At 67.1% G+C, this 23,914-nt stretch carries 37 protein-coding genes; 3 read left to right on the plus strand and 34 right to left on the minus strand.

Features of this window, described 5'->3' with window-relative positions; all coding sequences use genetic code 11:
- Positions 1–41: 41 nt before the first annotated feature.
- Together coaA and ABT296_RS25600 are read left to right on the plus strand one after the other, a co-directional pair.
- Positions 42–1,010, plus strand: a complete 969-nt coding sequence (gene coaA / locus ABT296_RS25595) for a type I pantothenate kinase (protein ID WP_351930986.1) — start codon at positions 42–44, stop codon at positions 1,008–1,010.
- Between the two features lie 16 nt (positions 1,011–1,026).
- The gene (locus tag ABT296_RS25600; RefSeq protein ID WP_351930987.1) at positions 1,027–1,956 is read left to right on the plus strand and encodes a DUF389 domain-containing protein; all 930 of its coding nucleotides are present in this window, start codon (positions 1,027–1,029) and stop codon (positions 1,954–1,956) included.
- 38 nt (positions 1,957–1,994) lie between these two features.
- On the opposite strand, the gene glmM is transcribed toward ABT296_RS25600, so the two are convergent.
- The 3 genes from glmM to rplM all read right to left on the minus strand — a co-directional run bounded on the left by glmM (position 1,995) and on the right by rplM (position 4,528).
- Entirely contained in the window at positions 1,995–3,353 is a 1,359-nt protein-coding gene (gene glmM / locus ABT296_RS25605) for a phosphoglucosamine mutase (protein ID WP_351930988.1), read from the minus strand.
- A gap of 176 nt (positions 3,354–3,529) precedes the next feature.
- Positions 3,530–4,042: a 30S ribosomal protein S9 gene (gene rpsI, locus ABT296_RS25610; protein WP_351930989.1), complete on the minus strand. Its 513-nt coding sequence runs from the start codon at positions 4,040–4,042 to the stop codon at positions 3,530–3,532.
- 42 nt (positions 4,043–4,084) lie between these two features.
- Positions 4,085–4,528: a 50S ribosomal protein L13 gene (rplM, locus tag ABT296_RS25615; RefSeq protein ID WP_351930990.1), complete on the minus strand. Its 444-nt coding sequence runs from the start codon at positions 4,526–4,528 to the stop codon at positions 4,085–4,087.
- Positions 4,529–5,008: 480 nt separating this feature from the next.
- Here rplM and ABT296_RS25620 point away from each other — a divergent pair, with 480 nt between their 5' ends.
- The gene (locus ABT296_RS25620; RefSeq protein WP_351930991.1) at positions 5,009–5,899 is read left to right on the plus strand and encodes a hypothetical protein; all 891 of its coding nucleotides are present in this window, start codon (positions 5,009–5,011) and stop codon (positions 5,897–5,899) included.
- 52 nt (positions 5,900–5,951) lie between these two features.
- Here ABT296_RS25620 and truA read toward each other — a convergent pair whose 3' ends face one another.
- The 31 genes from truA to rpsJ all read right to left on the minus strand — a co-directional run bounded on the left by truA (position 5,952) and on the right by rpsJ (position 23,343).
- On the minus strand, positions 5,952–6,797 hold the full coding sequence (gene truA, locus ABT296_RS25625) for a tRNA pseudouridine(38-40) synthase TruA (RefSeq protein WP_351930992.1): 846 nt from the start codon (positions 6,795–6,797) through the stop codon (positions 5,952–5,954).
- A 140-nt stretch (positions 6,798–6,937) separates the two neighbouring features.
- A complete protein-coding gene (rplQ, locus tag ABT296_RS25630; RefSeq protein WP_351930993.1) occupies positions 6,938–7,447 on the minus strand; it encodes a 50S ribosomal protein L17 in 510 nt (169 codons plus the stop codon).
- Positions 7,448–7,627: 180 nt separating this feature from the next.
- Positions 7,628–8,650 carry a DNA-directed RNA polymerase subunit alpha gene (locus ABT296_RS25635; RefSeq protein WP_003966937.1) on the minus strand — a complete coding sequence of 341 codons (1,023 nt, stop codon included), beginning with the start codon at positions 8,648–8,650 and terminating at the stop codon, positions 7,628–7,630.
- A gap of 114 nt (positions 8,651–8,764) precedes the next feature.
- On the minus strand, positions 8,765–9,169 hold the full coding sequence (rpsK, locus tag ABT296_RS25640) for a 30S ribosomal protein S11 (protein ID WP_003956432.1): 405 nt from the start codon (positions 9,167–9,169) through the stop codon (positions 8,765–8,767).
- 66 nt (positions 9,170–9,235) lie between these two features.
- Positions 9,236–9,616, minus strand: a complete 381-nt coding sequence (rpsM, locus tag ABT296_RS25645; protein WP_189712333.1) for a 30S ribosomal protein S13 — start codon at positions 9,614–9,616, stop codon at positions 9,236–9,238.
- Positions 9,617–9,826: 210 nt separating this feature from the next.
- Positions 9,827–9,940, minus strand: coding sequence for a 50S ribosomal protein L36 (gene rpmJ, locus ABT296_RS25650; protein ID WP_003998809.1), 114 nt, complete (start codon positions 9,938–9,940; stop codon positions 9,827–9,829).
- 59 nt (positions 9,941–9,999) lie between these two features.
- On the minus strand, positions 10,000–10,221 hold the full coding sequence (gene infA, locus ABT296_RS25655) for a translation initiation factor IF-1 (protein WP_003948620.1): 222 nt from the start codon (positions 10,219–10,221) through the stop codon (positions 10,000–10,002).
- A gap of 141 nt (positions 10,222–10,362) precedes the next feature.
- On the minus strand, positions 10,363–11,199 hold the full coding sequence (map, locus tag ABT296_RS25660; RefSeq protein ID WP_351930994.1) for a type I methionyl aminopeptidase: 837 nt from the start codon (positions 11,197–11,199) through the stop codon (positions 10,363–10,365).
- A 151-nt stretch (positions 11,200–11,350) separates the two neighbouring features.
- On the minus strand, positions 11,351–12,013 hold the full coding sequence (locus tag ABT296_RS25665; protein WP_351930995.1) for an adenylate kinase: 663 nt from the start codon (positions 12,011–12,013) through the stop codon (positions 11,351–11,353).
- Positions 12,013–13,326 carry a preprotein translocase subunit SecY gene (secY, locus tag ABT296_RS25670; protein WP_351930996.1) on the minus strand — a complete coding sequence of 438 codons (1,314 nt, stop codon included), beginning with the start codon at positions 13,324–13,326 and terminating at the stop codon, positions 12,013–12,015. Before secY ends, ABT296_RS25665 begins: the two co-directional genes overlap by 1 nt.
- Positions 13,327–13,560: 234 nt before the next feature.
- Positions 13,561–14,016 carry a 50S ribosomal protein L15 gene (gene rplO / locus ABT296_RS25675; protein ID WP_351930997.1) on the minus strand — a complete coding sequence of 152 codons (456 nt, stop codon included), beginning with the start codon at positions 14,014–14,016 and terminating at the stop codon, positions 13,561–13,563.
- A 2-nt stretch (positions 14,017–14,018) separates the two neighbouring features.
- Positions 14,019–14,201 (minus strand): 50S ribosomal protein L30, encoded by a 183-nt coding sequence (rpmD, locus tag ABT296_RS25680; RefSeq protein ID WP_003974250.1) that lies wholly within the window; start codon positions 14,199–14,201, stop codon positions 14,019–14,021.
- A gap of 2 nt (positions 14,202–14,203) precedes the next feature.
- Positions 14,204–14,809, minus strand: coding sequence for a 30S ribosomal protein S5 (gene rpsE / locus ABT296_RS25685; RefSeq protein WP_009190144.1), 606 nt, complete (start codon positions 14,807–14,809; stop codon positions 14,204–14,206).
- Between the two features lie 38 nt (positions 14,810–14,847).
- The gene (gene rplR, locus ABT296_RS25690) at positions 14,848–15,231 is read right to left on the minus strand and encodes a 50S ribosomal protein L18 (protein WP_351930998.1); all 384 of its coding nucleotides are present in this window, start codon (positions 15,229–15,231) and stop codon (positions 14,848–14,850) included.
- A 3-nt stretch (positions 15,232–15,234) separates the two neighbouring features.
- Positions 15,235–15,774: a 50S ribosomal protein L6 gene (gene rplF / locus ABT296_RS25695; RefSeq protein ID WP_351930999.1), complete on the minus strand. Its 540-nt coding sequence runs from the start codon at positions 15,772–15,774 to the stop codon at positions 15,235–15,237.
- A gap of 24 nt (positions 15,775–15,798) precedes the next feature.
- Positions 15,799–16,197 (minus strand): 30S ribosomal protein S8, encoded by a 399-nt coding sequence (rpsH, locus tag ABT296_RS25700; RefSeq protein ID WP_053759511.1) that lies wholly within the window; start codon positions 16,195–16,197, stop codon positions 15,799–15,801.
- Between the two features lie 212 nt (positions 16,198–16,409).
- Entirely contained in the window at positions 16,410–16,595 is a 186-nt protein-coding gene (locus ABT296_RS25705) for a type Z 30S ribosomal protein S14 (protein ID WP_003948630.1), read from the minus strand.
- Positions 16,596–16,600: 5 nt separating this feature from the next.
- On the minus strand, positions 16,601–17,158 hold the full coding sequence (rplE, locus tag ABT296_RS25710; protein ID WP_189958138.1) for a 50S ribosomal protein L5: 558 nt from the start codon (positions 17,156–17,158) through the stop codon (positions 16,601–16,603).
- Complete coding sequence (gene rplX, locus ABT296_RS25715) at positions 17,158–17,481, minus strand: 50S ribosomal protein L24 (RefSeq protein ID WP_269661072.1); 324 nt, start codon at positions 17,479–17,481, stop codon at positions 17,158–17,160. The genes rplE and rplX overlap by 1 nt, the downstream gene beginning before the upstream one ends.
- A gap of 2 nt (positions 17,482–17,483) precedes the next feature.
- The gene (gene rplN, locus ABT296_RS25720) at positions 17,484–17,852 is read right to left on the minus strand and encodes a 50S ribosomal protein L14 (protein WP_003998823.1); all 369 of its coding nucleotides are present in this window, start codon (positions 17,850–17,852) and stop codon (positions 17,484–17,486) included.
- Between the two features lie 119 nt (positions 17,853–17,971).
- Positions 17,972–18,256, minus strand: coding sequence for a 30S ribosomal protein S17 (rpsQ, locus tag ABT296_RS25725; RefSeq protein ID WP_067249205.1), 285 nt, complete (start codon positions 18,254–18,256; stop codon positions 17,972–17,974).
- The gene (gene rpmC, locus ABT296_RS25730; protein WP_007494763.1) at positions 18,256–18,480 is read right to left on the minus strand and encodes a 50S ribosomal protein L29; all 225 of its coding nucleotides are present in this window, start codon (positions 18,478–18,480) and stop codon (positions 18,256–18,258) included. The genes rpsQ and rpmC overlap by 1 nt, the downstream gene beginning before the upstream one ends.
- Complete coding sequence (gene rplP / locus ABT296_RS25735) at positions 18,480–18,899, minus strand: 50S ribosomal protein L16 (RefSeq protein ID WP_009327094.1); 420 nt, start codon at positions 18,897–18,899, stop codon at positions 18,480–18,482. The genes rpmC and rplP overlap by 1 nt, the downstream gene beginning before the upstream one ends.
- A gap of 5 nt (positions 18,900–18,904) precedes the next feature.
- Complete coding sequence (gene rpsC, locus ABT296_RS25740; RefSeq protein ID WP_152771823.1) at positions 18,905–19,729, minus strand: 30S ribosomal protein S3; 825 nt, start codon at positions 19,727–19,729, stop codon at positions 18,905–18,907.
- Complete coding sequence (gene rplV, locus ABT296_RS25745; RefSeq protein ID WP_003974262.1) at positions 19,729–20,076, minus strand: 50S ribosomal protein L22; 348 nt, start codon at positions 20,074–20,076, stop codon at positions 19,729–19,731. Before rplV ends, rpsC begins: the two co-directional genes overlap by 1 nt.
- Before the next feature lie 44 nt (positions 20,077–20,120).
- Positions 20,121–20,402, minus strand: a complete 282-nt coding sequence (gene rpsS, locus ABT296_RS25750; protein WP_003992359.1) for a 30S ribosomal protein S19 — start codon at positions 20,400–20,402, stop codon at positions 20,121–20,123.
- Positions 20,403–20,414: 12 nt separating this feature from the next.
- The gene (rplB, locus tag ABT296_RS25755) at positions 20,415–21,251 is read right to left on the minus strand and encodes a 50S ribosomal protein L2 (RefSeq protein ID WP_030039757.1); all 837 of its coding nucleotides are present in this window, start codon (positions 21,249–21,251) and stop codon (positions 20,415–20,417) included.
- A 38-nt stretch (positions 21,252–21,289) separates the two neighbouring features.
- Positions 21,290–21,709: a 50S ribosomal protein L23 gene (gene rplW / locus ABT296_RS25760; RefSeq protein ID WP_351931000.1), complete on the minus strand. Its 420-nt coding sequence runs from the start codon at positions 21,707–21,709 to the stop codon at positions 21,290–21,292.
- Positions 21,709–22,365: a 50S ribosomal protein L4 gene (gene rplD, locus ABT296_RS25765; RefSeq protein WP_351931001.1), complete on the minus strand. Its 657-nt coding sequence runs from the start codon at positions 22,363–22,365 to the stop codon at positions 21,709–21,711. The genes rplW and rplD overlap by 1 nt, the downstream gene beginning before the upstream one ends.
- Before the next feature lie 7 nt (positions 22,366–22,372).
- Positions 22,373–23,017 carry a 50S ribosomal protein L3 gene (gene rplC / locus ABT296_RS25770; protein ID WP_351931002.1) on the minus strand — a complete coding sequence of 215 codons (645 nt, stop codon included), beginning with the start codon at positions 23,015–23,017 and terminating at the stop codon, positions 22,373–22,375.
- Positions 23,018–23,034: 17 nt separating this feature from the next.
- Positions 23,035–23,343: a 30S ribosomal protein S10 gene (gene rpsJ, locus ABT296_RS25775; RefSeq protein WP_003948644.1), complete on the minus strand. Its 309-nt coding sequence runs from the start codon at positions 23,341–23,343 to the stop codon at positions 23,035–23,037.
- Between the last annotated feature and the right edge of the window lie 571 nt (positions 23,344–23,914).

Consider the following 23,914-nt stretch of genomic DNA (forward strand, 5'->3'; position numbering starts at 1 on the left):
TACTCCCGTAACAATGGACTGTGATCTCTCCGGTCTCCCCGATGCCCCGGAGCGCCCACCGGCACAAGCCGGAGGCGACTCCCTACGTCGACCTCACCCGAGCCGAGTGGAGCGCGCTGCGCGACAAGACGCCGCTGCCCCTCTCCGCCGAGGAGGTCGAGAAGCTGCGCGGTCTCGGCGACGTCATCGACCTCGACGAGGTGCGGGACATCTACCTCCCGCTCTCCCGGCTGCTCAACCTCTACGTCGGCGCCACGGACGGCCTGCGCGGCGCGCTCAACACCTTCCTCGGCGAGCAGGGCTCCCAGTCGGGCACCCCCTTCGTCATAGGGGTGGCCGGCTCGGTCGCCGTCGGCAAGTCCACGGTCGCCCGGCTCCTCCAGGCCCTGCTCTCCCGCTGGCCGGAGCACCCGCGGGTGGAGCTGGTCACCACGGACGGGTTCCTGCTGCCGACGCGCGAGCTCCAGGACCGCGGCCTGATGTCGAGGAAGGGCTTCCCGGAGTCGTACGACCGCCGTGCCCTGACCCGGTTCGTCGCCGACATCAAGGCGGGCAAGGACGAGGTCTCGGCCCCCGTCTACTCCCACCTCATCTACGACATCGTCCCGGACCGCAAGCTCACCGTGCGCCGCCCGGACATCCTGATCGTCGAGGGCCTGAACGTCCTGCAGCCCGCGCTGCCCGGCAAGGACGGCCGCACCCGCGTCGGCCTCGCCGACTACTTCGACTTCAGCGTCTACGTCGACGCCCGCACCGAGGACATCGAGCACTGGTACCTCAACCGCTTCAAGAAGCTGCGCGCGACGGCCTTCCAGAACCCGTCCTCGTACTTCCGCAAGTACACCCAGGTCTCCGAGGAGGAGGCGCTGGACTACGCGCGCACCACCTGGCGGACCATCAACAAGCCCAACCTCGTGGAGAACGTCGCCCCCACCCGCGGCCGCGCCACCCTGATCCTGCGCAAGGGCCCCGATCACAAGGTGCAGCGCCTGCGACTGCGCAAGCTGTGACGGCTACGCTGCCGCCATGCTGCACCTGCGACTGATCACCCCGGCCGACCGGACCGAGGCGGCCGTCCGGCTGATCGAGAACACGGTCGGCACCGCGCACCTCGTCGTCCTGCCCGGGGCCGCCCGGAACCCGGCCGGGGACGTGGTCATGTGCGACGTGGCCCGCGAGGCCGGCGACGAACTCCTCAGCGGGCTCCAGGAGCTGGACATCGAGGAGAGCGGCTCCATCGCCGTCGAGAACATCGACCTCTCGCTGTCCGAGCGGGCCGACAAGGCGGAGAAGGACGCCCCGGGCGAGGGGGCGGACGCGGTCCTGTGGGAGCACCTGACGGAGGCGACGCACGAGGAGTCGACGCTCTCCGTCACCTACCTCGCGTTCCTCACCCTCGCCACGATGATCGCGGCCTGCGGTGTGGTGCTCGACAACGCGATCCTGATCGTGGGCGCGATGGCCGTCGGCCCGGAGTTCGGCCCGCTGGCGGGCATCTGCACGGCGCTGGTACAGCGCGCCCCGCGACTCGCGCTGCGCTCCGTGATCGCCCTGCTGGTGGGCTTCGCGGTGGCCATGGCCGTCACGGTCGGCTTCAGCTTCTTCATGGACGCGATCGACCTGTTCAGCGAGGAGCAGCTGGAGGGCGACCGCCCGCAGACCGGCTTCGTCTACGCGCCGGACTGGTTCTCGTTCATCGTCGCGGTCCTGGCGGGCGCCGCCGGCACCCTCTCGCTGACCTCGTCGAAGTCGGGCGCCCTGGTCGGCGTCGCCATCTCCGTCACGACCGTCCCGGCGGCCGCGAACGCGGCGGTGGCCCTGAGCTACGGCGACACCCAGCAGACGGTGGGCTCCTCGGAGCAGCTCCTGCTGAACCTCCTGGGCATCGTCCTCGCGGGCACCCTGACCCTGCTGGCCCAGAAGTACTTCTGGAACCGCAGGCGACAGCGCGCCTGAGAGGTCCGGGGGCCCCGGCCCCCGGACCACGGAGGGTCCTAGCCCAGCGCGGACTTCACCACGTCGGCCAGCCGCGCGGCGACACTGCGCGCCTGGTCGATGTCGGCGGCCTCGACCATCACCCGGACCAGCGGCTCGGTCCCGGAGGGCCTGAGCAGCACCCGCCCGGTGGTGCCCAGCTCCCGCTCCGCCTCGGCGACCGCGGTGGCCAGTTCCCCGGAGGTCCGCACCCGGGACTTGTCGACGTCGGGCACGTTGACCAGCACCTGCGGCAGCCGCTCCATCACGGAGGCCAGCTCCTTGAGGGACCGCCCGGTCTCGGCGATCCGGGCCGCGAGCAGCAGGCCCGTCAGCGTGCCGTCACCGGTGGTGGCGTGGTCGAGGACGATCACGTGCCCGGACTGCTCGCCGCCGAGCGCGTAGCCGTGGCGCTTCATCTCCTCCAGCACGTACCGGTCGCCGACGGCGGTCTGGACGAGGTTCAGCCCTTCCCGCTCCATCGCCAGCTTGAAGCCGAGGTTGGACATGACCGTCGCGACAACGGTGCCGGAGCGCAGTGCGGAACGCTCCCGCATCGCCAGCGCGAGTACGGCCAGGATCTGGTCGCCGTCCACCTCCTCACCGGTGTGGTCGACGGCGAGGCAGCGGTCGGCGTCGCCGTCGTGGGCGATGCCGAGGACGGCGCCGTGCTCGACCACGGCGGCCTTGAGCAGACCGAGGTGGGTGGAGCCGCAGCCGTCGTTGATGTTGAGCCCGTCGGGCTCCGCACCGATGGTGATCACTTCGGCGCCGGCCCGCGCGAACGCCTCCGGCGAGACCCGGGCGGCGGCGCCGTGCGCCTCGTCGAGGACGATCCTCAACCCGTCGAGCCGGTTGGGGAGCACGCCGATGAGATGGGCGACGTACTGGTCGAGGCCCTCGTCGTAGTCGCGCACCCGGCCGACGCCCGCGCCGGTGGGCCGCTCCCACGGCTCGCCGTGCCGGTGCGACTCGTAGACGGACTCGATCCGGTCCTCCAGCTCGTCGGCGAGTTTGTGACCGCCCCGGGCGAAGAACTTGATGCCGTTGTCCGGCATGGCGTTGTGGCTGGCGGAGAGCATGACGCCCAGGTCGGCGCCGAGCGCGCCGGTGAGGTGGGCCACGGCGGGCGTCGGCAGGACGCCGACCCGCAGCACGTCGACCCCGGCGCTCGCCAGGCCGGCGACCACGGCGGCCTCCAGGAACTCCCCGGACGCACGCGGGTCCCGTCCGACCACGGCTGTCGCCCGGTGGCCCTCGAAGGTACCCGCCTCGGCGAGCACGTGGGCCGCCGCGACCGACAGACCGAGCGCCATCTCGGCGGTCAGATCCGCGTTGGCGACACCACGCACGCCGTCCGTGCCGAAGAGTCGTCCCACTTGTCCTCCTGATGAAGCGTCACTTTCGAGATCACCTTGGGAGATCGTCCCAGATCACCCGATCACAAAAGCCTTTGAACGTCTTGTGCTGTTATACGCCCATGACTGTGATAAACGAACGCCCCGGCGGCACTGTGGCGTGCCGCCGGGGCGTTACGAGCTGCAGGCAGCGAAGCTTAACGCTTGCTGTACTGCGGAGCCTTGCGGGCCTTCTTCAGACCGGCCTTCTTGCGCTCGACCGCACGGTCGTCGCGGCGGAGGAAGCCGGCCTTCTTGAGGGCGCCGCGGTTGTTGTCCACGTCGGCCTCGTTCAGCGCGCGGGCGACACCGAGACGGAGCGCACCGGCCTGACCGGAGACACCGCCACCGGCGATGCGGGCGACGACGTCGTAGCGGCCCTCGAGCTCGAGCACCTTGAAGGGCTCGTTGACTTCCTGCTGGTGCACCTTGTTGGGGAAGTAGTCCTCAAGGGTGCGACCGTTGATCTTCCACTTGCCGGTGCCCGGGACGATCCGGACGCGGGCGATGGCGTTCTTGCGACGGCCCAGGCCGGCGGCCGGCTGGGGCTCACCGAAGCGCGAGGCGAGGGACTCGGAGGTGTACTCACCCTCCACCGGAACCTCGGACTCGGTGGTGTAGCTGTCGATGTCAAGCTCTTCGAGCGGCTGCTCGGCAGTGGTCTCGGCCACGATGCTCCTCAGATTCTGTTCAGTCTTAGGGGGTGGCCGGAACTACTGCGCGACCTGGGTGATCTCGAACGGCACCGGCTGCTGGGCCGTGTGCGGGTGCTGGTCACCCTTGTAGACCTTCAGCTTCGAGAGCATCTGACGGCCCAGGGAGTTCTTGGGGAGCATGCCCTTGACGGCCTTCTCGATGGCCTTCTCGGGGTTCTTGTCGAGCAGCTCGTCGTAGCGGACGGAGCGCAGACCACCCGGGTAGCCGGAGTGGCGGTACGCCATCTTCTGGGTCCGCTTGTTGCCGGACAGGTGCACCTTGTCGGCGTTGATGATGATGACGAAGTCACCGGTGTCGACGTGGGGGGCGTAGATCGGCTTGTGCTTGCCCCGGAGAAGGGTCGCTGCGGTGGTGGCGAGACGCCCCAGGACGATGTCCTGGGCGTCGATGACGTGCCACTGGCGCGTCACATCGCCGGGCTTGGGGCTGTACGTACGCACGGTTCGTAGCCTTCGCTTCGAGTGAATGGTCCTGAACAGGTCACCGAAACGATCACGACAGCCCTGACCGCACTGCGGTGACGCATACCGCGTGCTGGTCGCTGGTCATCGGCCCGGTGGACCGGTGTAAGGGCCCGTCCCGTGAGAATGAGCAAGCCAATACACAACGAACAGGCAGAATACCTGGGCTTCCCCGGACGGGTCAAAACGAGGTCACTGCCGTTGCCGCACCAGATTTTACCCCCCGCACCACTCCCCCGCCCGACAGAGCGCCAAGACCGTGACCTCCGGCACACCCGGCGTGACGACCCCTGGTCAGGCTCATGCCACTGGCACACGCGATCCGCGAGCGCCCGGAAGGCGGCTCGCACCAACCACCCGGAGATGTCGCTTTTGCGCTCACCGGACGGGGCAACGTCAGGCGCCCCAGGGCCTCTTGGCACGGAACGGCACTCCCGGCCCCCGTCTAAGATGCGCCCCATGAGCTTCGGGCAGCAGGGGGGATCCCAACCTCAGTGGGACCCCTGGAAACCTCAATCCCAGCAGCCGTGGACCAGCGGCAGCGACGGCATGACCCCGGACTGGGCCGCGCTCGCCGAGGCGTCCGAGTCCCGTAACAAGCGGCGCAGGCTGCTGTTCATCGGCGGCGGCGCGCTGGCCACCGTCGGCGTGGCGGCCGCGGTCGCCGTGGCCGTCGTGTCCGCGAACAGCGGGAACGAGGCGTCCAACAAGCCGACCGCCCAGCTCCCCGCCACCGCGGACATACCGAGCGGGTCCACCGGCCCGGCCCCCTCGTTCGAGCCGACGAGCGCGCCGCCCCCGCTGGACCCGGACGACTTCGTCGCCAGCGCGAAGAAGGACACCGCCCCGCTCGGCCCCGAGACCCTCTTCCCGGGCACCCAGCTGACCATGGGCGAGACCGTCTACAAGAAGGGTCCGACGGCCGACACCAAGGACTGCTCCTCGGCCGTCCTGAAGACCCTGCCGAAGATCCTCGACGCCAACGGCTGCACCCGTCTGATGCGGGTCACCTACGTCAAGGACGGCGTCGCGGTCACGGTCGGCGTGGCCGTCTTCGACACCGCGGCACAGGCCACCAAGGCCAAGGGCCAGTCCGACGACAAGAGCATCGTCAAGGCGCTGTCCGGCAAGGGCGTGAAGCCCTTCTGCAACGCCGCCGTCTGCCGCTCCACCCGGAACGCCTACGGCCGCTACGCCTACTTCACGGTGGCCGGCTTCACCGACGGCAAGGACGTCACGACCAAGGACACCAAGGTCTTCACGACCGGCGACGACCTCCAGGAGTTCACCTTCCGCCAGATCCAGCGCCGGGGCCAGGCCCAGGCGTCCGCGGCGGCCCAGGCGGGCTAGGGCCTGGAAGAGGGGGCTCCGCACTCCGGAACCCCTCCCGGCGCACCTGCGCTCAGTGCACCTGCCCGCGCACCCGCCGGGCCTGCCGCTGCCGCTCCGCGAGCTGGTCGTCGGCCGGGTAGGCGACCTCCTCCAGCGTCAGCCCGTGCGGCCGTACGACATGGACGGCGCTGTCGCGCACCCCCGCGTCGAGTACCGCGCGCGGCCACTCCACCCCGCGGTGCCCGTCCCCGACGAACAGCAACGCGCCCACCATGGACCGCACTTGGTTGTGGCAGAAGGCGTCGGCGCGGACCTCGATCTCGACGACCCCGTCGGCCGTGCGGCGCACGTCGAAGTCGAAGATCTCCCGGACCGTGGACGCCCCCTCGCGCTTCTTCGCGTAGGCGGCGAAGTCATGCTCCCCGACGAGGGACTTGGCGGCAGCGTCCATCACCGCGACGTCCAACTCCCAGTCGTGCCAGTGCACATGACTGCGCAACAGCGGATCGACCCCGCCCGGCCGGTCACCGACCCGGTAGATGTAGCGCCGCCACAGCGCGGCGAACCGCGCGTTGAACCCCTCCGGCGCCTCACCGATCGCCCACACCCGCACGTCCTTGGGCAACCGGCCGGCGAGCCGCTTCAGCAGCTTCTCGCGGTGCTCCTCCCAGAGCCCGGCGGGCAGATCCACATGCGCCACCTGCCCCCGCGCGTGCACACCCGCGTCGGTCCGCCCGGCCACGGTCAGGTCGTACGTCGTCGCCCCCGACCGCGTCACGGTCCGCAACGCCTCCTCGACCTCCCCCTGCACGGTCCGCCGCCCCCCGGCCTGCTTGGCCCACCCGGAGAACTCACTCCCGTCGTAGGACAGGTCGAGCCGTACCCGTACGAACCCGGGCTCCACTTCGTCACTCACCCGTAGATCCTCTCAGCAACAAAAAAGCGGGCCCGCCCCTCGAAAGGAACGGACCCGCAACGCCCTTGAGGGGCGCGGGGAACTGCGCGACAAGCAACGACGAAGCCGCACCCGCCGACGAACAGCCCCCGGCAGAACGCTTACGCGTCCTTGGACTCCTCGGCCGCAGCCTCGTCGGCCTCAACCGCGTCGTCGGCCTTGGCCGTGTCGACCTTGGTCTCGGCAACCTCGGCGTCCTTGGCGGCACGCTTGGTGGCGGCCTCGGCCTCACCCGTGGCCTCCTGCGCAACCGTCAGCGCCTCGACCAGCTCGATGACAGCCATGGGCGCGTTGTCGCCACGGCGGTTACCGATCTTGGTGATCCGGGTGTAGCCACCCGGACGGTTCTCGTAGCGCGGGCCGATCTCGGTGAAGAGCGTGTGGACGATGCTCTTGTCCGTGATCACCTGGAGCACCTGACGGCGGTTGTGAAGGTCGCCCTTCTTCGCCTTGGTGACCAGACGCTCCGCGTACGGGCGCAGACGACGGGCCTTGGCCTCGGTCGTCGTGATCTTGCCGTGCTCGAAGAGGCTCTTCGCCAGGTTGGCGAGGAGCAGCTTCTCGTGCGCGGCGCTGCCGCCCAGACGGGCACCCTTGGTGGGCTTCGGCATGTCAATCTCCTGTGTGTCTGCCCCGGCCGTATGAGGTACCGAAGTCAGTATCCGAGCAGGCGGCTACCTGTCGGAGATCCGGGAGCAGTCCCGAAGGGACGCTCCCGGAGGGGGCGCGGGGAACTGCGCGACAAGCCACAGCGCACCCGCACCCGAGTACGGACCCGAAGGCCCGAGCTCTTAGTACTGCTCGGTCTCCACAAAGCCCGCGTCCGCGTCGTCGTCCGCGCCAAAGGCATCGGCCGCGGCGGTCGGGTCGAACCCGGGAGGCGAGTCCTTGAGCGCGAGGCCCATACCGGCCAGCTTCGCCTTGACCTCGTCGATCGACTTCGCACCGAAGTTGCGGATGTCGAGCAGGTCCGCCTCGGAACGAGCCACGAGCTCACCCACGGAGTGGATGCCCTCGCGCTTGAGGCAGTTGTAGGAGCGGACCGTGAGCTCCAGCTCCTCGATCGGCAGCGCTAGATCCGCGGCAAGGGCGGCGTCCGTGGGGGACGGGCCCATGTCGATGCCCTCGGCGTCGATGTTCAGCTCGCGGGCGAGACCGAACAGCTCGACCAGGGTCTTGCCGGCGGAGGCCATGGCGTCACGCGGACGCATCGCCTGCTTGGTCTCGACGTCGACGATCAGCTTGTCGAAGTCGGTGCGCTGCTCGACACGGGTCGCCTCGACCTTGTACGTGACCTTCAGCACGGGGCTGTAGATGGAGTCGACCGGGATACGGCCGATCTCCTGGCCCACCTGCTTGTTCTGCACGGCGGAGACGTAGCCGCGACCGCGCTCGACGGTCAGCTCCATCTCCAGCTTGCCCTTGCCGTTGAGCGTGGCGAGGACCAGGTCGGGGTTGTGCACCTCGACACCGGCCGGGGGCGCGATGTCGGCGGCGGTGACCAGACCCGGACCCTGCTTGCGCAGGTACATCACGACCGGCTCGTCGTGCTCCGAGGAGACGACCAGCTGCTTGATGTTGAGGATCAGGTCGGTGACGTCCTCCTTGACGCCCGGCACGGTGGTGAACTCGTGCAGGACGCCGTCGATGCGGATGCTGGTGACAGCAGCGCCGGGGATCGACGACAGGAGCGTACGGCGCAGGGAGTTGCCGAGGGTGTAGCCGAAGCCCGGCTCCAGCGGCTCGATCACGAACCGGGAGCGGAACTCGTCGACGACCTCTTCGGTCAACGAGGGACGCTGAGCGATCAGCATGAAGTGAATCCTTCAGTCATGGGCACCCACTATTTGATGCCCTTGAGTACTACAAGGGTACGGGCGGTACGCCCCGAAGGAGCCGTACCGCCCGAGAAGCCCTGCGAAGCGAGGTCAGACGCGACGACGCTTCGGCGGACGGCAGCCGTTGTGCGGGGTCGGGGTGACGTCCTGGATGGAGCCGACCTCGAGGCCCGTGGCCTGGAGCGAACGGATCGCGGTCTCACGACCCGAACCCGGACCCTTCACGAACACGTCGACCTTGCGCATGCCGTGCTCCTGGGCGCGGCGGGCAGCCGACTCGGCGGCCATCTGCGCGGCGAACGGCGTGGACTTCCGGGAGCCCTTGAAGCCGACGTGGCCGGCGGAGGCCCAGGAGATCACGTTGCCGGACGGGTCCGTGATGGAGACGATCGTGTTGTTGAACGTGCTCTTGATGTGCGCGTGGCCGTGAGCGACGTTCTTCTTTTCCTTGCGGCGCACCTTCTTGGCAGCGCCCTGACGACCCTTGGGGGGCATCTGTACTCCTACGGGAGGTGGTCGGTCCTACAGCGAAGACCGCTGGACGGCGAAGTCCGCTGTGGACTACTTCTTGCCCGGCTTCTTCTTGCCGGCGATGGCGCGACGCGGGCCCTTGCGGGTACGAGCGTTCGTGCTGGTGCGCTGACCGCGGACGGGCAGACCACGACGGTGACGGAGACCCTGGTAGCAGCCGATCTCGACCTTGCGGCGGATGTCGGCCTGGATCTCGCGACGGAGGTCACCCTCGGTCTTGATGTTGGCGTCCACGTACTCGCGGATCGCGACGAGCTGCTCCTCGGAGAGGTCGCGAACGCGGGTGTTCGGGTCGACGCCGGTCGCAGCCAGCGTCTCCTGCGAAAGGGTCCGGCCAATGCCGAACACGTAGGTGAGGGCGACCTCCACGCGCTTGTCGCGCGGGATGTCAACACCGGAAACGCGTGCCATTCAATGGCTCCTGGTGATCTTCGGAGGTCTTCCGCAGAACCGGTTCCCAGCCGCCGGCGCCTTCTGTTGCGAAGACTTGGTACGGCCTGGGTCCCCGGCCTCCGAACCGGGGGTGTCAGACGCCTGGGCGTCTGGGTCCTGCGTATGAACAAACTCAGCTCGCGTCGCGCGAAGACTCTGCGATGGAGATGCAGAGGGATTGGTCGTGCGTCAGCCCTGGCGCTGCTTGTGGCGCGGGTTCTCGCAAATGACCATGACCCGACCGTGACGGCGGATCACCCTGCACTTGTCGCAGATCTTCTTGACGCTCGGCTTGACCTTCATTGATTGAGGTTCTCCGGGTCAGTGCCATAGCCCCGACGGTGCCGGGGCTCGGGCAAGATCTACTTGTACCGGTAGACGATCCGGCCACGCGTCAGGTCGTAAGGAGACAGCTCCACCACGACCCGGTCGTCAGGGAGGATGCGGATGTAGTGCATACGCATCTTGCCGCTGATGTGTGCCAGGACCTGGTGGCCGTTCTGGAGCTCGACCTTGAACATGGCGTTCGGCAGAGACTCGACGACAGTGCCCTCGATCTCGATGGCACCTTGCTTCTTGGCCACGCTTCGCCCTTCGAATCGACTACCTTGATCGACTCAGTGTGAGCGCATGCAGACATGCGGGTACACAAGAGCCGACGAGTCAGTCTACGTCAGCGCACCCGGAAAGACGAATCGGGGAAGTCTGCCCCACTCGGAAGATCATTACGCAAGCGGGTCGGGCGCGGCAACGACACCCAGCTCGGCCAGCTTCGCCTTGCCGCCGTCGGGCGCGGTCAGCACCAGCGGCCCCTGCTCGGTCAGCGCGACCGAGTGCTCCCAGTGCGAGGACCAGGTGCCGTCGGTGGTGATGACCGTCCAGTCGTCCTGGAGGACCTCGGTCCTCGGGGTGCCCAGCGAGACCATCGGCTCGATGGCGAGGCAGAACCCGGGCACCAGCTTGGGGCCCTTGCCCCGGCGGCGCTCCACGTAGTTCAGCAGGTGCGGGTCCATGTGCATCTCGGTGCCGATGCCGTGGCCGCCGTAGTCCTCGATGATCCCGTAGCGGCCGCCGCCGGCCTTGGGCTGGCGGCGGATGTACGTCTCGATCGCGCGGGAGACGTCGACGAGCCGGTTGCCCGGCTTCATGGCCGCGATACCGGCCCACATCGACTCCTCGGTCACCCGGGAGAGCTCGATCAGCTCCGGTGCGTGACCGGAGCCCACGAAGGCCGTGAAGGCGGCGTCGCCGTGCCAGCCGTCCACGATCGCGCCGGCGTCGATGGAGATGATGTCCCCGTCCTTGAGGACGACCTCGTCGGAGGGGATGCCGTGGACGACGACCTCGTTCACGGAGGTGCAGATGGTGGCCGGGAACCCGCCGTACCCCAGGAAGTTCGACTTCGCGCCGTGCTCGGCGATCACCTTGCGGGCGACCTCGTCCAGATCCTTGGTGGTGGCCCCCGGTACGGCGGCCTCCCGGGTCGCCGCATGAACGGCCGCGACGACCAGCCCCGCCTCGCGCATCTTGGCGATCTGCTCGGGGCTCTTGATCTGCACCATGACGGAGGGGGCCTTTCTGGGACCGGGGTAAGGGCTACGTCACAACCATACGTGCGCGGCCTGCGGGTGGTCGTGCCGTCGGGACGGACCCACGGCACACAGCAGCCGCGGCTCCAGGAGAGGAACCGCGGCTACCGCGACGTACCGGGACCTACTTCTCGTCGCCCTCGCGCTTCAGCGCGGCCAGCGCACGAGTGGTGACCTCGTCCACCGGACCCATGGCCTCGATCGTGACGACCAGACCCTGGGCCTTGTAGTAGTCGATGATCGGCTCGGTCTGCGTGTGGTAGACCTCCAGCCGCGTACGGACGGTGTCCTCGGAGTCGTCACCGCGCTGGTACAGCTCGCCGCCGCAGACGTCGCAGACGCCTTCCTTGGCCGGCTTCTTGTACGTGACGTGGAAGACGTGCGCGGAGTCGTTGCGGCAGATGCGCCGACCGGCGATCCGCTTGACGACCTCCTCCTCCGGGGCCTCCAGGTCCAGCACCGCGTCCAGCTTGATGGCCTCGGTCTTCAGCAGTTCGTCCAGGGCCTCGGCCTGCGAGACGTTGCGCGGGAAGCCGTCCAGCAGGAAGCCGCCCTCGGCGTCGGGCTGCTCCATGCGGTCCTTCGCCATGGCGATGGTGACCTCGTCGGGAACCAGGTTGCCCGCGTCCATGTAGGACTTCGCGAGTTTGCCCAGCTCCGTCTGCCGGCTGATGTTGGCGCGGAACAGGTCGCCCGTGGAGATGTGCGGAATGTTCAGCTTCTCGGCAAGGCGCGTGGCTTGCGTTCCCTTACCGGCGCCAGGCGGCCCGACGAGGACGATTCGCATCAGCGGAGGAACCCTTCGTAATTGCGCTGCTGGAGCTGGCTCTCGATCTGCTTCACGGTCTCGAGTCCGACACCCACGATGATCAGGATGCTGGTGCCACCGAACGGGAAGTTCTGGTTGGCGCCGAAACCGGCCAACGCGATCGTCGGGACGAGAGCGATCAGACCCAGATACAGCGAACCCGGCCAGGTGATCCGGTTGAGCACGTAGCTCAGGTACTCAGCGGTCGGTCGGCCAGCCCGGATGCCCGGGATGAAGCCACCATACTTCTTCATGTTGTCGGCGACTTCTTCGGGGTTGAAGGTGATCGCCACGTAGAAGAACGCGAAGAAAACGATGAGCAAGAAGTACATAGAGATGTAAATCGGGTGGTCACCCTTGACGAGGTTGGCCTCGATCCAGGACTTCCAGCCGGAATTACCGCTCGAGAACTGCGCGATCAGAGCCGGGATGTAGAGCAGCGACGAGGCGAAGATGACAGGAATCACACCTGCCTGGTTCACCTTCAACGGGATGTAAGTGGACGTTCCGCCGTAGGAACGCCGACCGATCATCCGCTTCGCGTACTGCACCGGAATACGGCGCTGGGCCTGCTCGACGAAGACCACCAGGCCGACCATGACGAATCCGACCAGCATCACGGTGCCGAACTCGATCCAGCCGTCGGCCAGGGTGCCCTGCGTCTTGATGGCCCACAGCGCGGACGGGAAGGTCGCGGCGATCGAGATGAACATCAGGATCGACATGCCGTTGCCGACACCGCGGTCGGTGATCAGCTCACCGAGCCACATGACGACGGCCGTACCGGCGGTCATGGTGATGACCATGGTGATGGTCACGAAGATCGAGCGGTCCGGGACGATCTGTCCGGCGACCGTGCAGCCCGAGAACAGGGCGCCGCTGCGGGCGGTGGCGACGAGGCCGGTGCCCTGCAGGATGGCGAGCGCCACCGTCAGGTAACGGGTGTACTGCGTGATCTTCGCCGTGCCGGACTGACCCTCCTTCTTGAGGGCCTCCAGACGCGGGATCACCACGGTCAGCAGCTGCAGAATGATGCTCGCCGTGATGTACGGCATGATGCCCAGCGCGAAGACCGTGATCTGCAGCAGCGCGCCGCCGCTGAACATGTTGACCAGACCGAAGAGGCCCTGGTTGCCGGACGCCTCGTCCACGCACTGCTGGACGGACGTGTAGTCGACGCCCGGGATCGGTACGTGGGTACCGACCCGGTAGACCACGATGATGCCGAGCGTGAAGAGCAGCTTCTTGCGCAGGTCGGGCGTCTTGAACGCCCGGGCGAACGCGGTGAGCACGGTGCCTCCTGCGACCCCCGCGCTACTGCGTCAAGGGTGACGGTCTTGAGGTTCGACGATTAAGTAACGGTCAACTGCCGCTCCGAGTGCCCCATGTGAGGCACACGTTAAAAGTTGGCAGTGCAGGCCACCTTACCCGCGAGACTGCCACCCTAGGAACGACCAACCGGGGATACCCCATTTGTGGGGTATCCCCGGTCGGGATCGCTCAAGTCATCGAGACGCCTGATGTGTTCAGACGAGCTCGGTGACGGTACCGCCGGCGGCGGTGATCTTCTCCTTGGCGGAGCCGGAGACGGCGTCCACCGTCACCTGCAGCGCCACGGTGATCTCGCCCTGGCCGAGGACCTTGACGAGGCTGTTCTTGCGAACGGCACCCTTGGCCACCAGACCCTCGACGGTGACCTCGCCACCCTCGGGGTAGAGCGCGGCCAGCTTGTCGAGGTTCACGACCTGGAACTCGGTCTTGAACGGGTTCTTGAAGCCCTTGAGCTTCGGGAGACGCATGTGGAGGGGCATCTGGCCACCCTCGAAGCGCTCCGGAACCTGGTAACGGGCCTTGGTGCCCTTGGTGCCACGACCGGCCGTCTTACCCTTCGACGCCTCACCACGACCGACACGGGTCTTCGCGGTCTTGGCGCCGGGGGCGGGACGGAGGTTGTGGATCTTGAGCGGGTTCTGCTCCGCCATGATCAGTCGACCTCCTCGACCGTCACGAGGTGGCGGACGGTGTGCACCATGCCGCGGAACTCGGGGCGGTCCTCCTTGACGACCTGCGTGTTGATGCCCTTGAGACCAAGGGAACGCAGGGTGTCACGGTGGTTCTGCTTGCTGCCGATGTAGGACTTGACCTGCGTAATCTTGAGCTGCGCCATGATTACGCACCCGCCCCGGCACGCGCACGGAGAAGAGCCGCGGGGGCGACGTCCTCGAGCGGCAGACCACGGCGGGCCGCGATCTCCTCGGGACGCTGCAGACCCTTCAGGGCCTCCACGGTCGCGTGCACGATGTTGATCGCGTTGTCGGAGCCGAGCGACTTCGACAGCACGTCGTGGATACCGGCGCACTCGAGCACGGCACGCACCGGGCCACCGGCGATAACGCCGGTACCGGGGGACGCGGGCTTGAGCAGGACGACGCCGGCAGCCTTCTCACCCTGGATGGGGTGGGGGATGGTGCCCTGGATACGGGGGACCTTGAAGAAGTGCTTCTTGGCCTCCTCAACACCCTTGGCGATGGCGGCCGGCACCTCCTTGGCCTTGCCGTAACCGACACCCACGGTGCCGTCACCGTCGCCCACCACGACCAGCGCGGTGAAGCTGAAGCGACGACCACCCTTCACAACCTTGGCGACGCGGTTGATCGCGACAACGCGCTCAACGTACGCGGTCTTCTCGGCGGCAGCTGCGCCGCCGTCACGGCCCTTCCGGTCCCGCCGCTCGCCGCCACCGGCACCGCCACCGCGGCGCTGGGGTCCAGCCATTGGATTTACCTCTCTCTTTTCCGCTAGCTACGAACGGCTCAGAACTTCAAGCCGGCTTCGCGGGCGGCGTCCGCCAGGGCGGCAATGCGCCCGGCGTACTGGTTGCCACCACGGTCGAACACGACGGCCTCGACACCAGCGGCCTTGGCACGCTCGGCGACCAGGGCGCCGACCTGCTTGGCCTGCGAGGACTTGTCGCCCTCGCCACCACGCACCGAGGTGTCCAGGGTGGACGCCGACGCCAGGGTGTGACCCTTGATGTCGTCGATCACCTGGGCCACGATGTGGCGGTTCGAGCGGGTAACGACCAGACGGGGACGCTCCGCCGTACCGGCGATCCGCTTGCGGATCCGGATGTGACGGCGCTTGATCGCGGCGCGCTTGTAGGCGTCGCCCTTCAGGATCTTCTGTCCGTATGCCATGGCTTACTTACCCGCCTTTCCGACCTTGCGGCGGATGACTTCGCCCTCGTACTTGACGCCCTTGGCCTTGTACGGGTCGGGCTTGCGCAGCTTGCGGATGTTGGCCGCAACCTCGCCGACCTTCTGCTTGTCGATGCCCTCGACCGAGAAACGCGTGGGCGCCTCGACCTTGAAGGTGATGCCCTCGGGGGCCTCGACGACGATCGGGTGGCTGTAGCCGAGTGCGAACTCGAGGTTCGAACCCTTGGCGGTCACTCGGTAACCGACACCGCTGATCTCGAGCTTCTTCACGTAACCCTGGGTCACGCCGGTGATCATGTTCGCCACCAGCGTGCGGGACAGGCCGTGCAGGGCCTTGTTCTGACGCTCGTCGTTGGGGCGGGTGACGTTCAGAACGCCGTCCTCACCCTTGGCGATGTCGATCGGCGCGGCAACGGTGTGGGTCAGCGAGCCCTTGGGGCCCTTGACCGAAACCGTACGGCCGTCGATGGTGACGTCCACGCCGGCGGGAACCGTGATGGGGAGCTTGCCAATACGCGACATAGCTGTTTCCTCCGTTCCCTTCCGCTACCAGACGTAGGCGAGGACTTCCCCACCCACGCCCTTCTTGCCGGCCTGCTTGTCGGTCAGGAGACCGTGCGACGTGGAGATGATCGCCACGCCGAGGCCACCGAGGACCTTGGGCAGGTTGGTGGACTTCGCGTAAACCCGGAGACCGGGCTTGGAGATCCGCTTGATGCCCGCGATGGAGCGCTCACGGTTGGGGCCGAACTTCAGCTCCAGGACGAGGGACTTGCCGACCTCGGCGTCCTCGACCTTCCAGCCCGTGATGAAGCCCTCCTGCTGGAGGATCTCCGCGATGTGAGACTTGATCTTCGAGTGCGGCATCGCCACGGTGTCGTGGTACGCCGAGTTCGCGTTCCGCAGACGCGTGAGCATGTCTGCGATCGGATCAGTCATGGTCATGAATTGGCCTTCGGCCTCTCTCGCCGGGGTTTCCCGATGCGCCATCCCTCTCCCCGATCCGAGACGGGGCGGGTGCGGCGCGGTGGACCTACGGCGTAGTAAGTCGTAAAGGCGTGACAGACGCCCAACCCCACAAGCCTAAGCCATGCGGAGGTGGGCATCTGTCCACCCAGATGCTTACCGAGAGCTTCAGGAATCCCTAAATGCGGGGATTACCAGGAGCTCTTGGTCACGCCCGGCAGCTCGCCACGGTGAGCCATCTCACGAAGGCAGACGCGGCACAGGCCGAACTTGCGGTACACGGAGTGCGGACGGCCACAGCGCTGGCAGCGGGTGTAGCCACGCACACCGAACTTGGGCTTGCGAGCAGCCTTGGCAATCAGAGCCTTCTTCGCCATCTCGCTCACGCCTCCTTGAACGGGAAGCCGAGGTGACGAAGGAGCGCGCGGCCCTCAGCGTCGTTGGTCGCCGTGGTCACCACGGTGATGTCCATACCCCGGGTACGGTCGATCTTGTCCTGGTCGATCTCGTGGAACATGACCTGCTCCGTGAGACCGAAGGTGTAGTTGCCACGGCCGTCGAACTGCTTGGGGGACAGACCACGGAAGTCGCGGATGCGCGGCAGCGCGAGCGACAGGGTGCGGTCCAGGAACTCCCACATGCGGTCGCCACGGAGCGTGACGTGGGCACCGATCGGCTGACCCTCACGCAGCTTGAACTGCGCGATGGACTTGCGGGCCTTGGTGACCTGCGGCTTCTGACCGGTGATCGTGGTGAGGTCGCGGATGGCGCCCTCGATCAGCTTGGAGTCGCGGGCGGCGTCGCCCACACCCATGTTGACCACGATCTTGACGAGGCCGGGGATCTGCATGACGTTCTCGTACTTGAACTCGTCACGCAGCTTGCCCGCGATCTCCTCGCGGTACTTCGTCTTCAGACGCGGAGTGGTGGTGGTAGCCATCAGATGTCCTCACCCGTCCGCTTGGCAACGCGGATCTTGTTGCCCTCTTCGTCGAAGCGGTAACCGACACGCGTGACGACCTTGTTGCCGTCCTTCTCCACGACCAGCTGAACGTTGGACACGTGGATCGGGGCCTCGGTGGTCACGATGCCGCCGGCCTGGGAACCGCGAGCGGTCGGACCGGCCTTGGTGTGCTTCTTGACCCGGTTGACACCCTCGACCAGGACGCGCTCGTCGCGCGGGTAAGCGGCAATGACCTTGCCCTGCTTGCCCTTGTCCTTACCGGTGATGACCTGGACCAGGTCGCCCTTCTTGATCTTCATGCTTACAGCACCTCCGGCGCGAGCGAGATGATCTTCATGAACTTCTTCTCGCGCAGCTCACGGCCGACCGGGCCGAAGATGCGGGTGCCGCGAGGGTCGCCGTCGTTCTTCAGAATGACAGCGGCGTTCTCGTCGAAGCGGATGTACGAGCCGTCCGGACGGCGGCGCTCCTTGACGGTGCGAACGATGACCGCCTTGACGACGTCACCCTTCTTCACGTTGCCACCGGGGATCGCGTCCTTGACGGTGGCGACGATGACGTCACCGATGCCCGCGTAGCGGCGACCGGAGCCACCGAGCACACGGATGCAAAGGATCTCCTTCGCACCAGTGTTGTCGGCGACACGCAGTCGCGACTCCTGCTGGATCACGTCTATCTCCTGTTTGTCTGCCGGTTCCCGGCAGGGGCCGCCTCGTACGAGGAGTGCCCCTGCCGAGCCTGGCGGAACTGACCTGCGGGGCCCCTAGTTTTCTTTAGGGCCGCAGGAACTTACTTGGCCTTCTCGAGGATCTCGACGACGCGCCACCGCTTCGTGGCGGACAGCGGCCGGGTCTCCATGAGGAGGACACGGTCGCCGACACCGGCGGCGTTCTGCTCGTCGTGCGCCTTGAGCTTGTTCGTACGGCGGATGACCTTGCCGTACAGCGCGTGCTTGACGCGGTCCTCGACGGCGACGACGACGGTCTTGTCCATCTTGTCGCTGACGACGAGACCCTCACGGGTCTTGCGGAAGCCGCGCGCCTCTGCGTTCTCAGTCACGTTGTTCTCGCTCATCAGGCGTTCTCCACCGTTTCGATGCCCAGCTCACGCTCGCGCATCAGGGTGTAGATCCGCGCGATGTCCTTGCGGACCGCCTTCAGACGGCCATGGTTCTCAAGCTGTCCGGTCGCCGCCTGGAAGCGGAGGTTGAACAGCTCTTCCTTGGCCTCGCGGAGCTTCGCCAGAAGCTCCTCGTTGCCCAGCTCGCGCAGCTCGGACGCCTTGGTACCGGCCGACATCACGCTTCACCTGCCTCGCGCTTGACGATCCGGCACTTCATCGGCAGCTTGTGGGCGGCGCGAGTCAGGGCCTCACGGGCGATCTTCTCGTTGGGGTACGACAGCTCGAACATGACGCGTCCGGGCTTGACGTTGGCGATCCACCACTCCGGCGAACCCTTACCGGAACCCATGCGGGTCTCGGCCGGCTTCTTGGTGAGGGGACGGTCCGGGTAGATGTTGATCCAGACCTTGCCGCCACGCTTGATGTGGCGGGTCATCGCGATACGGGCCGCCTCGATCTGGCGGTTCGTCACGTAGGCCGGGGTCAGCGCCTGGATGCCGTACTCGCCGAACGCAACCTGCGTGCCGCCCTTGGCAGCGCCGGAGCGCTTCGGGTGGTGCTGCTTGCGGTGCTTGACCCTACGGGGGATCAGCATGTCGGTCAGGCCTCCGTTCCGGTGCTCTCAGCCGGAGCGGCGGCGGGAGCCTCGGCCTTGGGGGCCTCGGAACCGGCAGCCTGCTGCGGCTTGCGACCGCGCCGCTCGCCACCACGGCCACCACGGGCCGGGCGGTCGGAGCCGCCACCGCGGGCCGGGCGGTTACCCGCACGGGCGGCAGCGTTCTCGGCGCGGACCTCGGCGATGTTCTTCACGTCGCCCTTGTAGATCCAGACCTTCACGCCGATGCGGCCGAAGGTCGTCTTGGCCTCGAAGAAGCCGTAGTCCACGTTCGCGCGGAGCGTGTGCAGGGGCACACGGCCCTCGCGGTAGAACTCCGAGCGGGACATCTCGGCGCCACCGAGGCGGCCACCGCACTGGATCTTGATGCCCTTGGCGCCGGCCTTCATGGCGGACTGCATGCTCTTGCGCATGGCCCGACGGAAGGAGACGCGGGAGGAGAGCTGCTCGGCGACGGCCTGGGCCACCAGCTGAGCGTCGGTCTCCGGGTTCTTGACCTCGAGGATGTTCAGCTGGACCTGCTTGCCGGTCAGCTTCTCCAGGTCACCGCGGATGCGGTCGGCCTCGGCGCCGCGGCGGCCGATGACGATGCCGGGACGCGCGGTGTGGATGTCCACGCGGACACGGTCACGGGTGCGCTCGATCTCAACCTTCGAGATGCCGGCGCGCTCCATGCCGGACGTCATCATCCGACGGATGGCGACGTCTTCCTTGACGTAGTCCTTGTACAGCTTGTCGGCGTACCAACGCGACTTGAAGTCGGTCGTGACACCGAGCCGGAACCCATGCGGGTTTACCTTCTGGCCCATTACCGGGTTCCTTCCTTGCTGCTGACGACCACGGTGATGTGGCTGGTCCGCTTGCGGATCCGGTAGGCACGGCCCTGGGCGCGCGGACGGAACCGCTTCAGGGTCGGACCCTCGTCGACGTACGCCTCGGAGATGAAGAGGCTGTCGGCGTCGGTGTGGTCGTAGTTGTGCGCGGCGTTGGCGATGGCGCTGTCGAGCACCTTGCCGACGGGCACGGAGGCGGCCTGCGGAGCGAATCGCAGGACCGCCTGAGCCTCCGTGGCATCCATGCCACGGATCAGGTCCACCACGCGGCGGGCCTTCATGGGCGTGACGCGGATGTACCGCGCCTGGGCCCTGGCTTCCATGGTTGTCCCTCTCAGTTACTTACGTGTCTGAATGCGATCCGCTGTTAGCGGCGCTTCGACTTCCGGTCGTCCTTGACGTGACCCCGGAAGGTGCGCGTCGGCGAGAACTCGCCGAGCTTGTGGCCGACCATCGACTCGGTGACGAACACCGGGATGTGGGTCTTGCCGTTGTGCACCGCGAGCGTGTGGCCGAGCATGGCCGGCACGATCATGGAGCGACGGGACCAGGTCTTGATGACGTTCTTGGTGCCTGCTTCGTTCTGGGCGTCCACCTTCTTGATCAGGTGGTCGTCGACGAAGGGCCCCTTCTTGAGACTGCGCGGCATCTAAACCCGCTCCTAGCGCTTCTTGTTCGTCTTGCGGCGGCGGACGATGTACTTGTTCGAAGCCTTCTTCGGCGAACGAGTACGACCCTCCTTCTGACCCCACGGCGAGACCGGGTGGCGACCACCGGAGGTCTTGCCCTCACCACCACCGTGCGGGTGGTCGACCGGGTTCATCGCGACACCACGGACGGTCGGGCGAACGCCCAGCCAGCGCTTGCGGCCGGCCTTGCCCCAGTTGATGTTGCTCTGCTCGGCGTTGCCGACCTCGCCGACCGTGGCGCGGCAGCGCTGGTCGACCAGACGGATCTCGCCGGAAGGCATGCGGAGGTGGGCCATGGTGCCCTCCTTCGCGAGCAGCTGCACCGAGGCACCGGCGGAGCGGGCGAACTTGGCGCCGCCACCGGGACGGATCTCGATCGCGTGGATCGTGGTACCGACCGGGATGTTGCGGAGCGCCAGGTTGTTGCCCGGCTTGATGTCGGCCCCGGGACCGTTCTCGACGCGGTCACCCTGCTGCAGGTTGCGCGGGGCGAGGATGTAGCGCTTCTCGCCGTCCGCGTAGTGCAGCAGCGCGATGCGCGCGGTGCGGTTGGGGTCGTACTCGATGTGCGCGACCTTCGCCGGCACGCCGTCCTTGTCGTGACGACGGAAGTCGATCACGCGGTAGGCGCGCTTGTGTCCGCCACCCTGGTGGCGAACGGTCACACGACCGGCGTTGTTACGGCCGCCCTTGCTGTGCAGGGGGCGGACCAGCGACTTCTCCGGCGTGGACCGCGTGACCTCGACGAAGTCGGCGACGCTGGAACCACGACGGCCCGGCGTAGTCGGCTTGTACTTGCGGATTCCCATTTCTCAGTCCTCGTCCGATATCGGACGATCCGACCCGCTTACGCGGTCGGACCGCCGAAGATGTCGATACGGTCGCCCTCGGCAAGGGTCACGATCGCGCGCTTGCTGTCGGCGCGCTTGCCGAAGCCCGTGCGGGTCCGCTTGCGCTTGCCCTGGCGGTTGATCGTGTTGACCCCGGTGACCTTGACCGAGAAGACCGCCTGGACGGCCTGCTTGATCTGGGTCTTGTTGGCGCTCGGGTCCACGACGAACGTGTACTTGCCCTCGTCGAGAAGCGCGTAGCTCTTCTCGGAGACGACCGGCTTGAGCAGGATGTCACGGGGGTCCGTGAACGACTTGCTCAGCGGGGTCTCGACGGTGTTCTTGCCCTCCGCGGCGTGGCGACGCGCCTTGGCGACGCGCGCGGCCTTGGCGGCCTTGGCGGCCTTGGAGGCAATGGCGGGGTGACGGATAGCCATCAGGCCTCGCTCCCTTCGGTGTCATTGGCCTTCGGGCCGGACACGAAGGACTCGAGGGCGGCCTGGGTGAAGACCACGTCGTCCGAGACGAGAACGTCGTACGTGTTCAGCTGGCCCGGCTCCAGGATGTGGACCTGGGGCAGGTTGCGGGCGGACAGCCACGCGGCCTCGTCGGCACGCTCGATGATCAGGAGCAGGTTCTTGCGCTCCGAGATCTTGCCGAACAGCGACTTCGCGGCCTTCGTCGAGGGGTTCTCGCCCTCGATGACGCCGGAGACGACGTGGATGCGGTTGTTGCGGGCCCGGTCGGTGAGGGCGTGGCGCAGGGCCGCGGCCTTCATCTTCTTCGGGGTCCGCTGCGAGTAGTCACGCGGCACGGGACCGTGCACGACGCCACCACCGGCGAACTGCGGAGCGCGGGTCGAACCCTGACGGGCGCGGCCGGTGCCCTTCTGGCGGTAAGGCTTCTTGCCACCACCGCGGACTTCGCCACGGCGCTTGGTCTTGTGCGTGCCCTGACGGGCAGCGGCCAGCTGCGCGACGACGACCTGGTGAAGCAGCGGAACGCTGATCTTCTCTACGTCGAAGATCTCCGCGGGGAGGTCGACGGTTCCGGTCTTGTCGCCTGCCGGCGAAAGGATGTCAATGGTGCTCATCGGTTCCTCAAACCCCCTTGGCCGCGGTACGGACCAGGACGAGGCCACCGTTCGGACCGGGAACTGCGCCCTTGATGAGGAGCAGACCCTTCTCCGCGTCAACGGCGTGAACGGTCAGGTTCTGGGTGGTGACCCGCTCGTTGCCCATACGACCCGCCATGCGGAGGCCCTTGAACACACGGCCCGGAGTGGCGCAGCCACCGATGGAACCGGGAGAGCGGTGCTTGCGCTGGGTGCCGTGCCCGGCGCCGAGGCCCTTGAAGTTGTGACGCTTCATGACACCGGCGAAGCCCTTGCCCTTGCTCTTGCCGGTCACGTCGACCTTGACGCCGGCCTCGAAGACCTCGGCGGTGACTTCCTGACCGAGCGTGTACTCGGAGGCGTCGGCCGTACGGATCTCGACGAGGTGGCGACGGGGGGTGACATCGGCCTTGGCGAAGTGGCCCTTGAGGGGCTTGTTCACCTTGCGCGGGTCGATCTCGCCGAACGCGATCTGGACGGACTCGTAGCCGTCGACGTCGTTCGTGCGGACCTGGGTGACGACGTTGGGGCCGGCCTTGACGACGGTGACCGGAACAACGCGGTTGTTCTCGTCCCACACCTGCGTCATGCCGAGCTTCTCGCCAAGGATGCCCTTGATCTGCTTAGCCATTCTCAGATCACCGACCCTCAGAGCTTGATCTCGATGTCGACACCGGCCGGGAGGTCGAGTCGCATCAGGGAGTCAACGGTCTTGGGCGTCGGGTCGAGGATGTCGATCAGGCGCTTGTGCGTGCGCATCTCGAAGTGCTCGCGCGAGTCCTTGTACTTGTGCGGCGACTTGATGACGCAGTACACGTTCTTCTCAGTGGGCAGCGGCACCGGGCCCGCGACCGACGCACCAGTGCGGGTCACCGTCTCGACGATCTTCTTCGCCGAGGAGTCGATGACCTCGTGGTCGTAGGCCTTGAGCCGGATGCGGATCTTCTGTCCCGCCATGGCTACTCAGTAGTCCTGTCTCTTCTTACGCTCTGGAACCCGGTGTCCTTGAGCCCTGACCTCCGACCCACGCGGTCGGGCGTGTCGCGCTCCCGCTGACAGAGATGTCCCTTGTTCGAACATCCCTCGTCTGGGAACGCGGCCCTTGCGAACCGCGGGCCGGGGGCTAGGAGGCCCACCGGGTGCCTGGTCGGCGCCGCACTGTCACTTCCCGGAAGATTCCCGTACGTCCGCCCCAGCGCTGCCGTGAGGCAGTTAGGGCGACGAGTACTGTGGGACTCGCTTCCGGTCCTCCCGGCGGGAGGCGCGCAGCATCAACACTCGACCGAGCAACTCCGACAGTCTGCCATATGGGGCAGGCCCTCCGCCAATCGAGCCGGAGACAATACCCCGAGAGTGACGCAGGTCAAACCAAGCGGGCCGGTCGGGGGAACCGGGAGGGCCGCTTCGGCGACCGTGCCACCCGCGACGACTTCCACACCGTGCCGTGCTGGACCACGGGGTCCCGGTGGTCATGTGCGGAGCGAACCCGGCGCCCCACAACTGGTCCATACCAGCCCCTTGCCCTCCT

It is taken from the genome of Streptomyces sp. NPDC000983, assembly GCF_040299205.1.
In the GTDB taxonomy this organism is placed as follows: domain Bacteria; phylum Actinomycetota; class Actinomycetes; order Streptomycetales; family Streptomycetaceae; genus Streptomyces.

What these genes read in the sequence shown, in the direction of transcription:
- coaA (WP_351930986.1), top strand. Translation starts at nt 42, where the DNA reads ATGCCCCGGAGCGCCCACCGGCACAAGCCGGAGGCGACTCCCTACGTC.
- ABT296_RS25600 (WP_351930987.1), top strand. Translation starts at nt 1,027, where the DNA reads ATGCTGCACCTGCGACTGATCACCCCGGCCGACCGGACCGAGGCGGCC.
- ABT296_RS25620 (WP_351930991.1), top strand. Translation starts at nt 5,009, where the DNA reads ATGAGCTTCGGGCAGCAGGGGGGATCCCAACCTCAGTGGGACCCCTGG.
- rplQ (WP_351930993.1), bottom strand. Translation starts at nt 7,447, where the DNA reads ATGCCGAAGCCCACCAAGGGTGCCCGTCTGGGCGGCAGCGCCGCGCAC.
- ABT296_RS25635 (WP_003966937.1), bottom strand. Translation starts at nt 8,650, where the DNA reads ATGCTGATCGCTCAGCGTCCCTCGTTGACCGAAGAGGTCGTCGACGAG.
- rpsK (WP_003956432.1), bottom strand. Translation starts at nt 9,169, where the DNA reads ATGCCCCCCAAGGGTCGTCAGGGCGCTGCCAAGAAGGTGCGCCGCAAG.
- rpsM (WP_189712333.1), bottom strand. Translation starts at nt 9,616, where the DNA reads ATGGCACGCGTTTCCGGTGTTGACATCCCGCGCGACAAGCGCGTGGAG.
- rpmJ (WP_003998809.1), bottom strand. Translation starts at nt 9,940, where the DNA reads ATGAAGGTCAAGCCGAGCGTCAAGAAGATCTGCGACAAGTGCAGGGTG.
- map (WP_351930994.1), bottom strand. Translation starts at nt 11,199, where the DNA reads ATGGTGCAGATCAAGAGCCCCGAGCAGATCGCCAAGATGCGCGAGGCG.
- ABT296_RS25665 (WP_351930995.1), bottom strand. Translation starts at nt 12,013, where the DNA reads ATGCGAATCGTCCTCGTCGGGCCGCCTGGCGCCGGTAAGGGAACGCAA.
- rplO (WP_351930997.1), bottom strand. Translation starts at nt 14,016, where the DNA reads ATGGCGGAGCAGAACCCGCTCAAGATCCACAACCTCCGTCCCGCCCCC.
- rpmD (WP_003974250.1), bottom strand. Translation starts at nt 14,201, where the DNA reads ATGGCGCAGCTCAAGATTACGCAGGTCAAGTCCTACATCGGCAGCAAG.
- rpsE (WP_009190144.1), bottom strand. Translation starts at nt 14,809, where the DNA reads ATGGCTGGACCCCAGCGCCGCGGTGGCGGTGCCGGTGGCGGCGAGCGG.
- rplR (WP_351930998.1), bottom strand. Translation starts at nt 15,231, where the DNA reads ATGGCATACGGACAGAAGATCCTGAAGGGCGACGCCTACAAGCGCGCC.
- rplF (WP_351930999.1), bottom strand. Translation starts at nt 15,774, where the DNA reads ATGTCGCGTATTGGCAAGCTCCCCATCACGGTTCCCGCCGGCGTGGAC.
- rpsH (WP_053759511.1), bottom strand. Translation starts at nt 16,197, where the DNA reads ATGACCATGACTGATCCGATCGCAGACATGCTCACGCGTCTGCGGAAC.
- ABT296_RS25705 (WP_003948630.1), bottom strand. Translation starts at nt 16,595, where the DNA reads ATGGCGAAGAAGGCTCTGATTGCCAAGGCTGCTCGCAAGCCCAAGTTC.
- rplE (WP_189958138.1), bottom strand. Translation starts at nt 17,158, where the DNA reads ATGGCTACCACCACCACTCCGCGTCTGAAGACGAAGTACCGCGAGGAG.
- rplX (WP_269661072.1), bottom strand. Translation starts at nt 17,481, where the DNA reads ATGAAGATCAAGAAGGGCGACCTGGTCCAGGTCATCACCGGTAAGGAC.
- rpsQ (WP_067249205.1), bottom strand. Translation starts at nt 18,256, where the DNA reads ATGAGCGAGAACAACGTGACTGAGAACGCAGAGGCGCGCGGCTTCCGC.
- rpmC (WP_007494763.1), bottom strand. Translation starts at nt 18,480, where the DNA reads ATGTCGGCCGGTACCAAGGCGTCCGAGCTGCGCGAGCTGGGCAACGAG.
- rplP (WP_009327094.1), bottom strand. Translation starts at nt 18,899, where the DNA reads ATGCTGATCCCCCGTAGGGTCAAGCACCGCAAGCAGCACCACCCGAAG.
- rpsC (WP_152771823.1), bottom strand. Translation starts at nt 19,729, where the DNA reads ATGGGCCAGAAGGTAAACCCGCATGGGTTCCGGCTCGGTGTCACGACC.
- rplV (WP_003974262.1), bottom strand. Translation starts at nt 20,076, where the DNA reads ATGGAAGCCAGGGCCCAGGCGCGGTACATCCGCGTCACGCCCATGAAG.
- rpsS (WP_003992359.1), bottom strand. Translation starts at nt 20,402, where the DNA reads ATGCCGCGCAGTCTCAAGAAGGGGCCCTTCGTCGACGACCACCTGATC.
- rplB (WP_030039757.1), bottom strand. Translation starts at nt 21,251, where the DNA reads ATGGGAATCCGCAAGTACAAGCCGACTACGCCGGGCCGTCGTGGTTCC.
- rplW (WP_351931000.1), bottom strand. Translation starts at nt 21,709, where the DNA reads ATGGCTATCCGTCACCCCGCCATTGCCTCCAAGGCCGCCAAGGCCGCC.
- rplD (WP_351931001.1), bottom strand. Translation starts at nt 22,365, where the DNA reads ATGAGCACCATTGACATCCTTTCGCCGGCAGGCGACAAGACCGGAACC.
- rplC (WP_351931002.1), bottom strand. Translation starts at nt 23,017, where the DNA reads ATGGCTAAGCAGATCAAGGGCATCCTTGGCGAGAAGCTCGGCATGACG.
- rpsJ (WP_003948644.1), bottom strand. Translation starts at nt 23,343, where the DNA reads ATGGCGGGACAGAAGATCCGCATCCGGCTCAAGGCCTACGACCACGAG.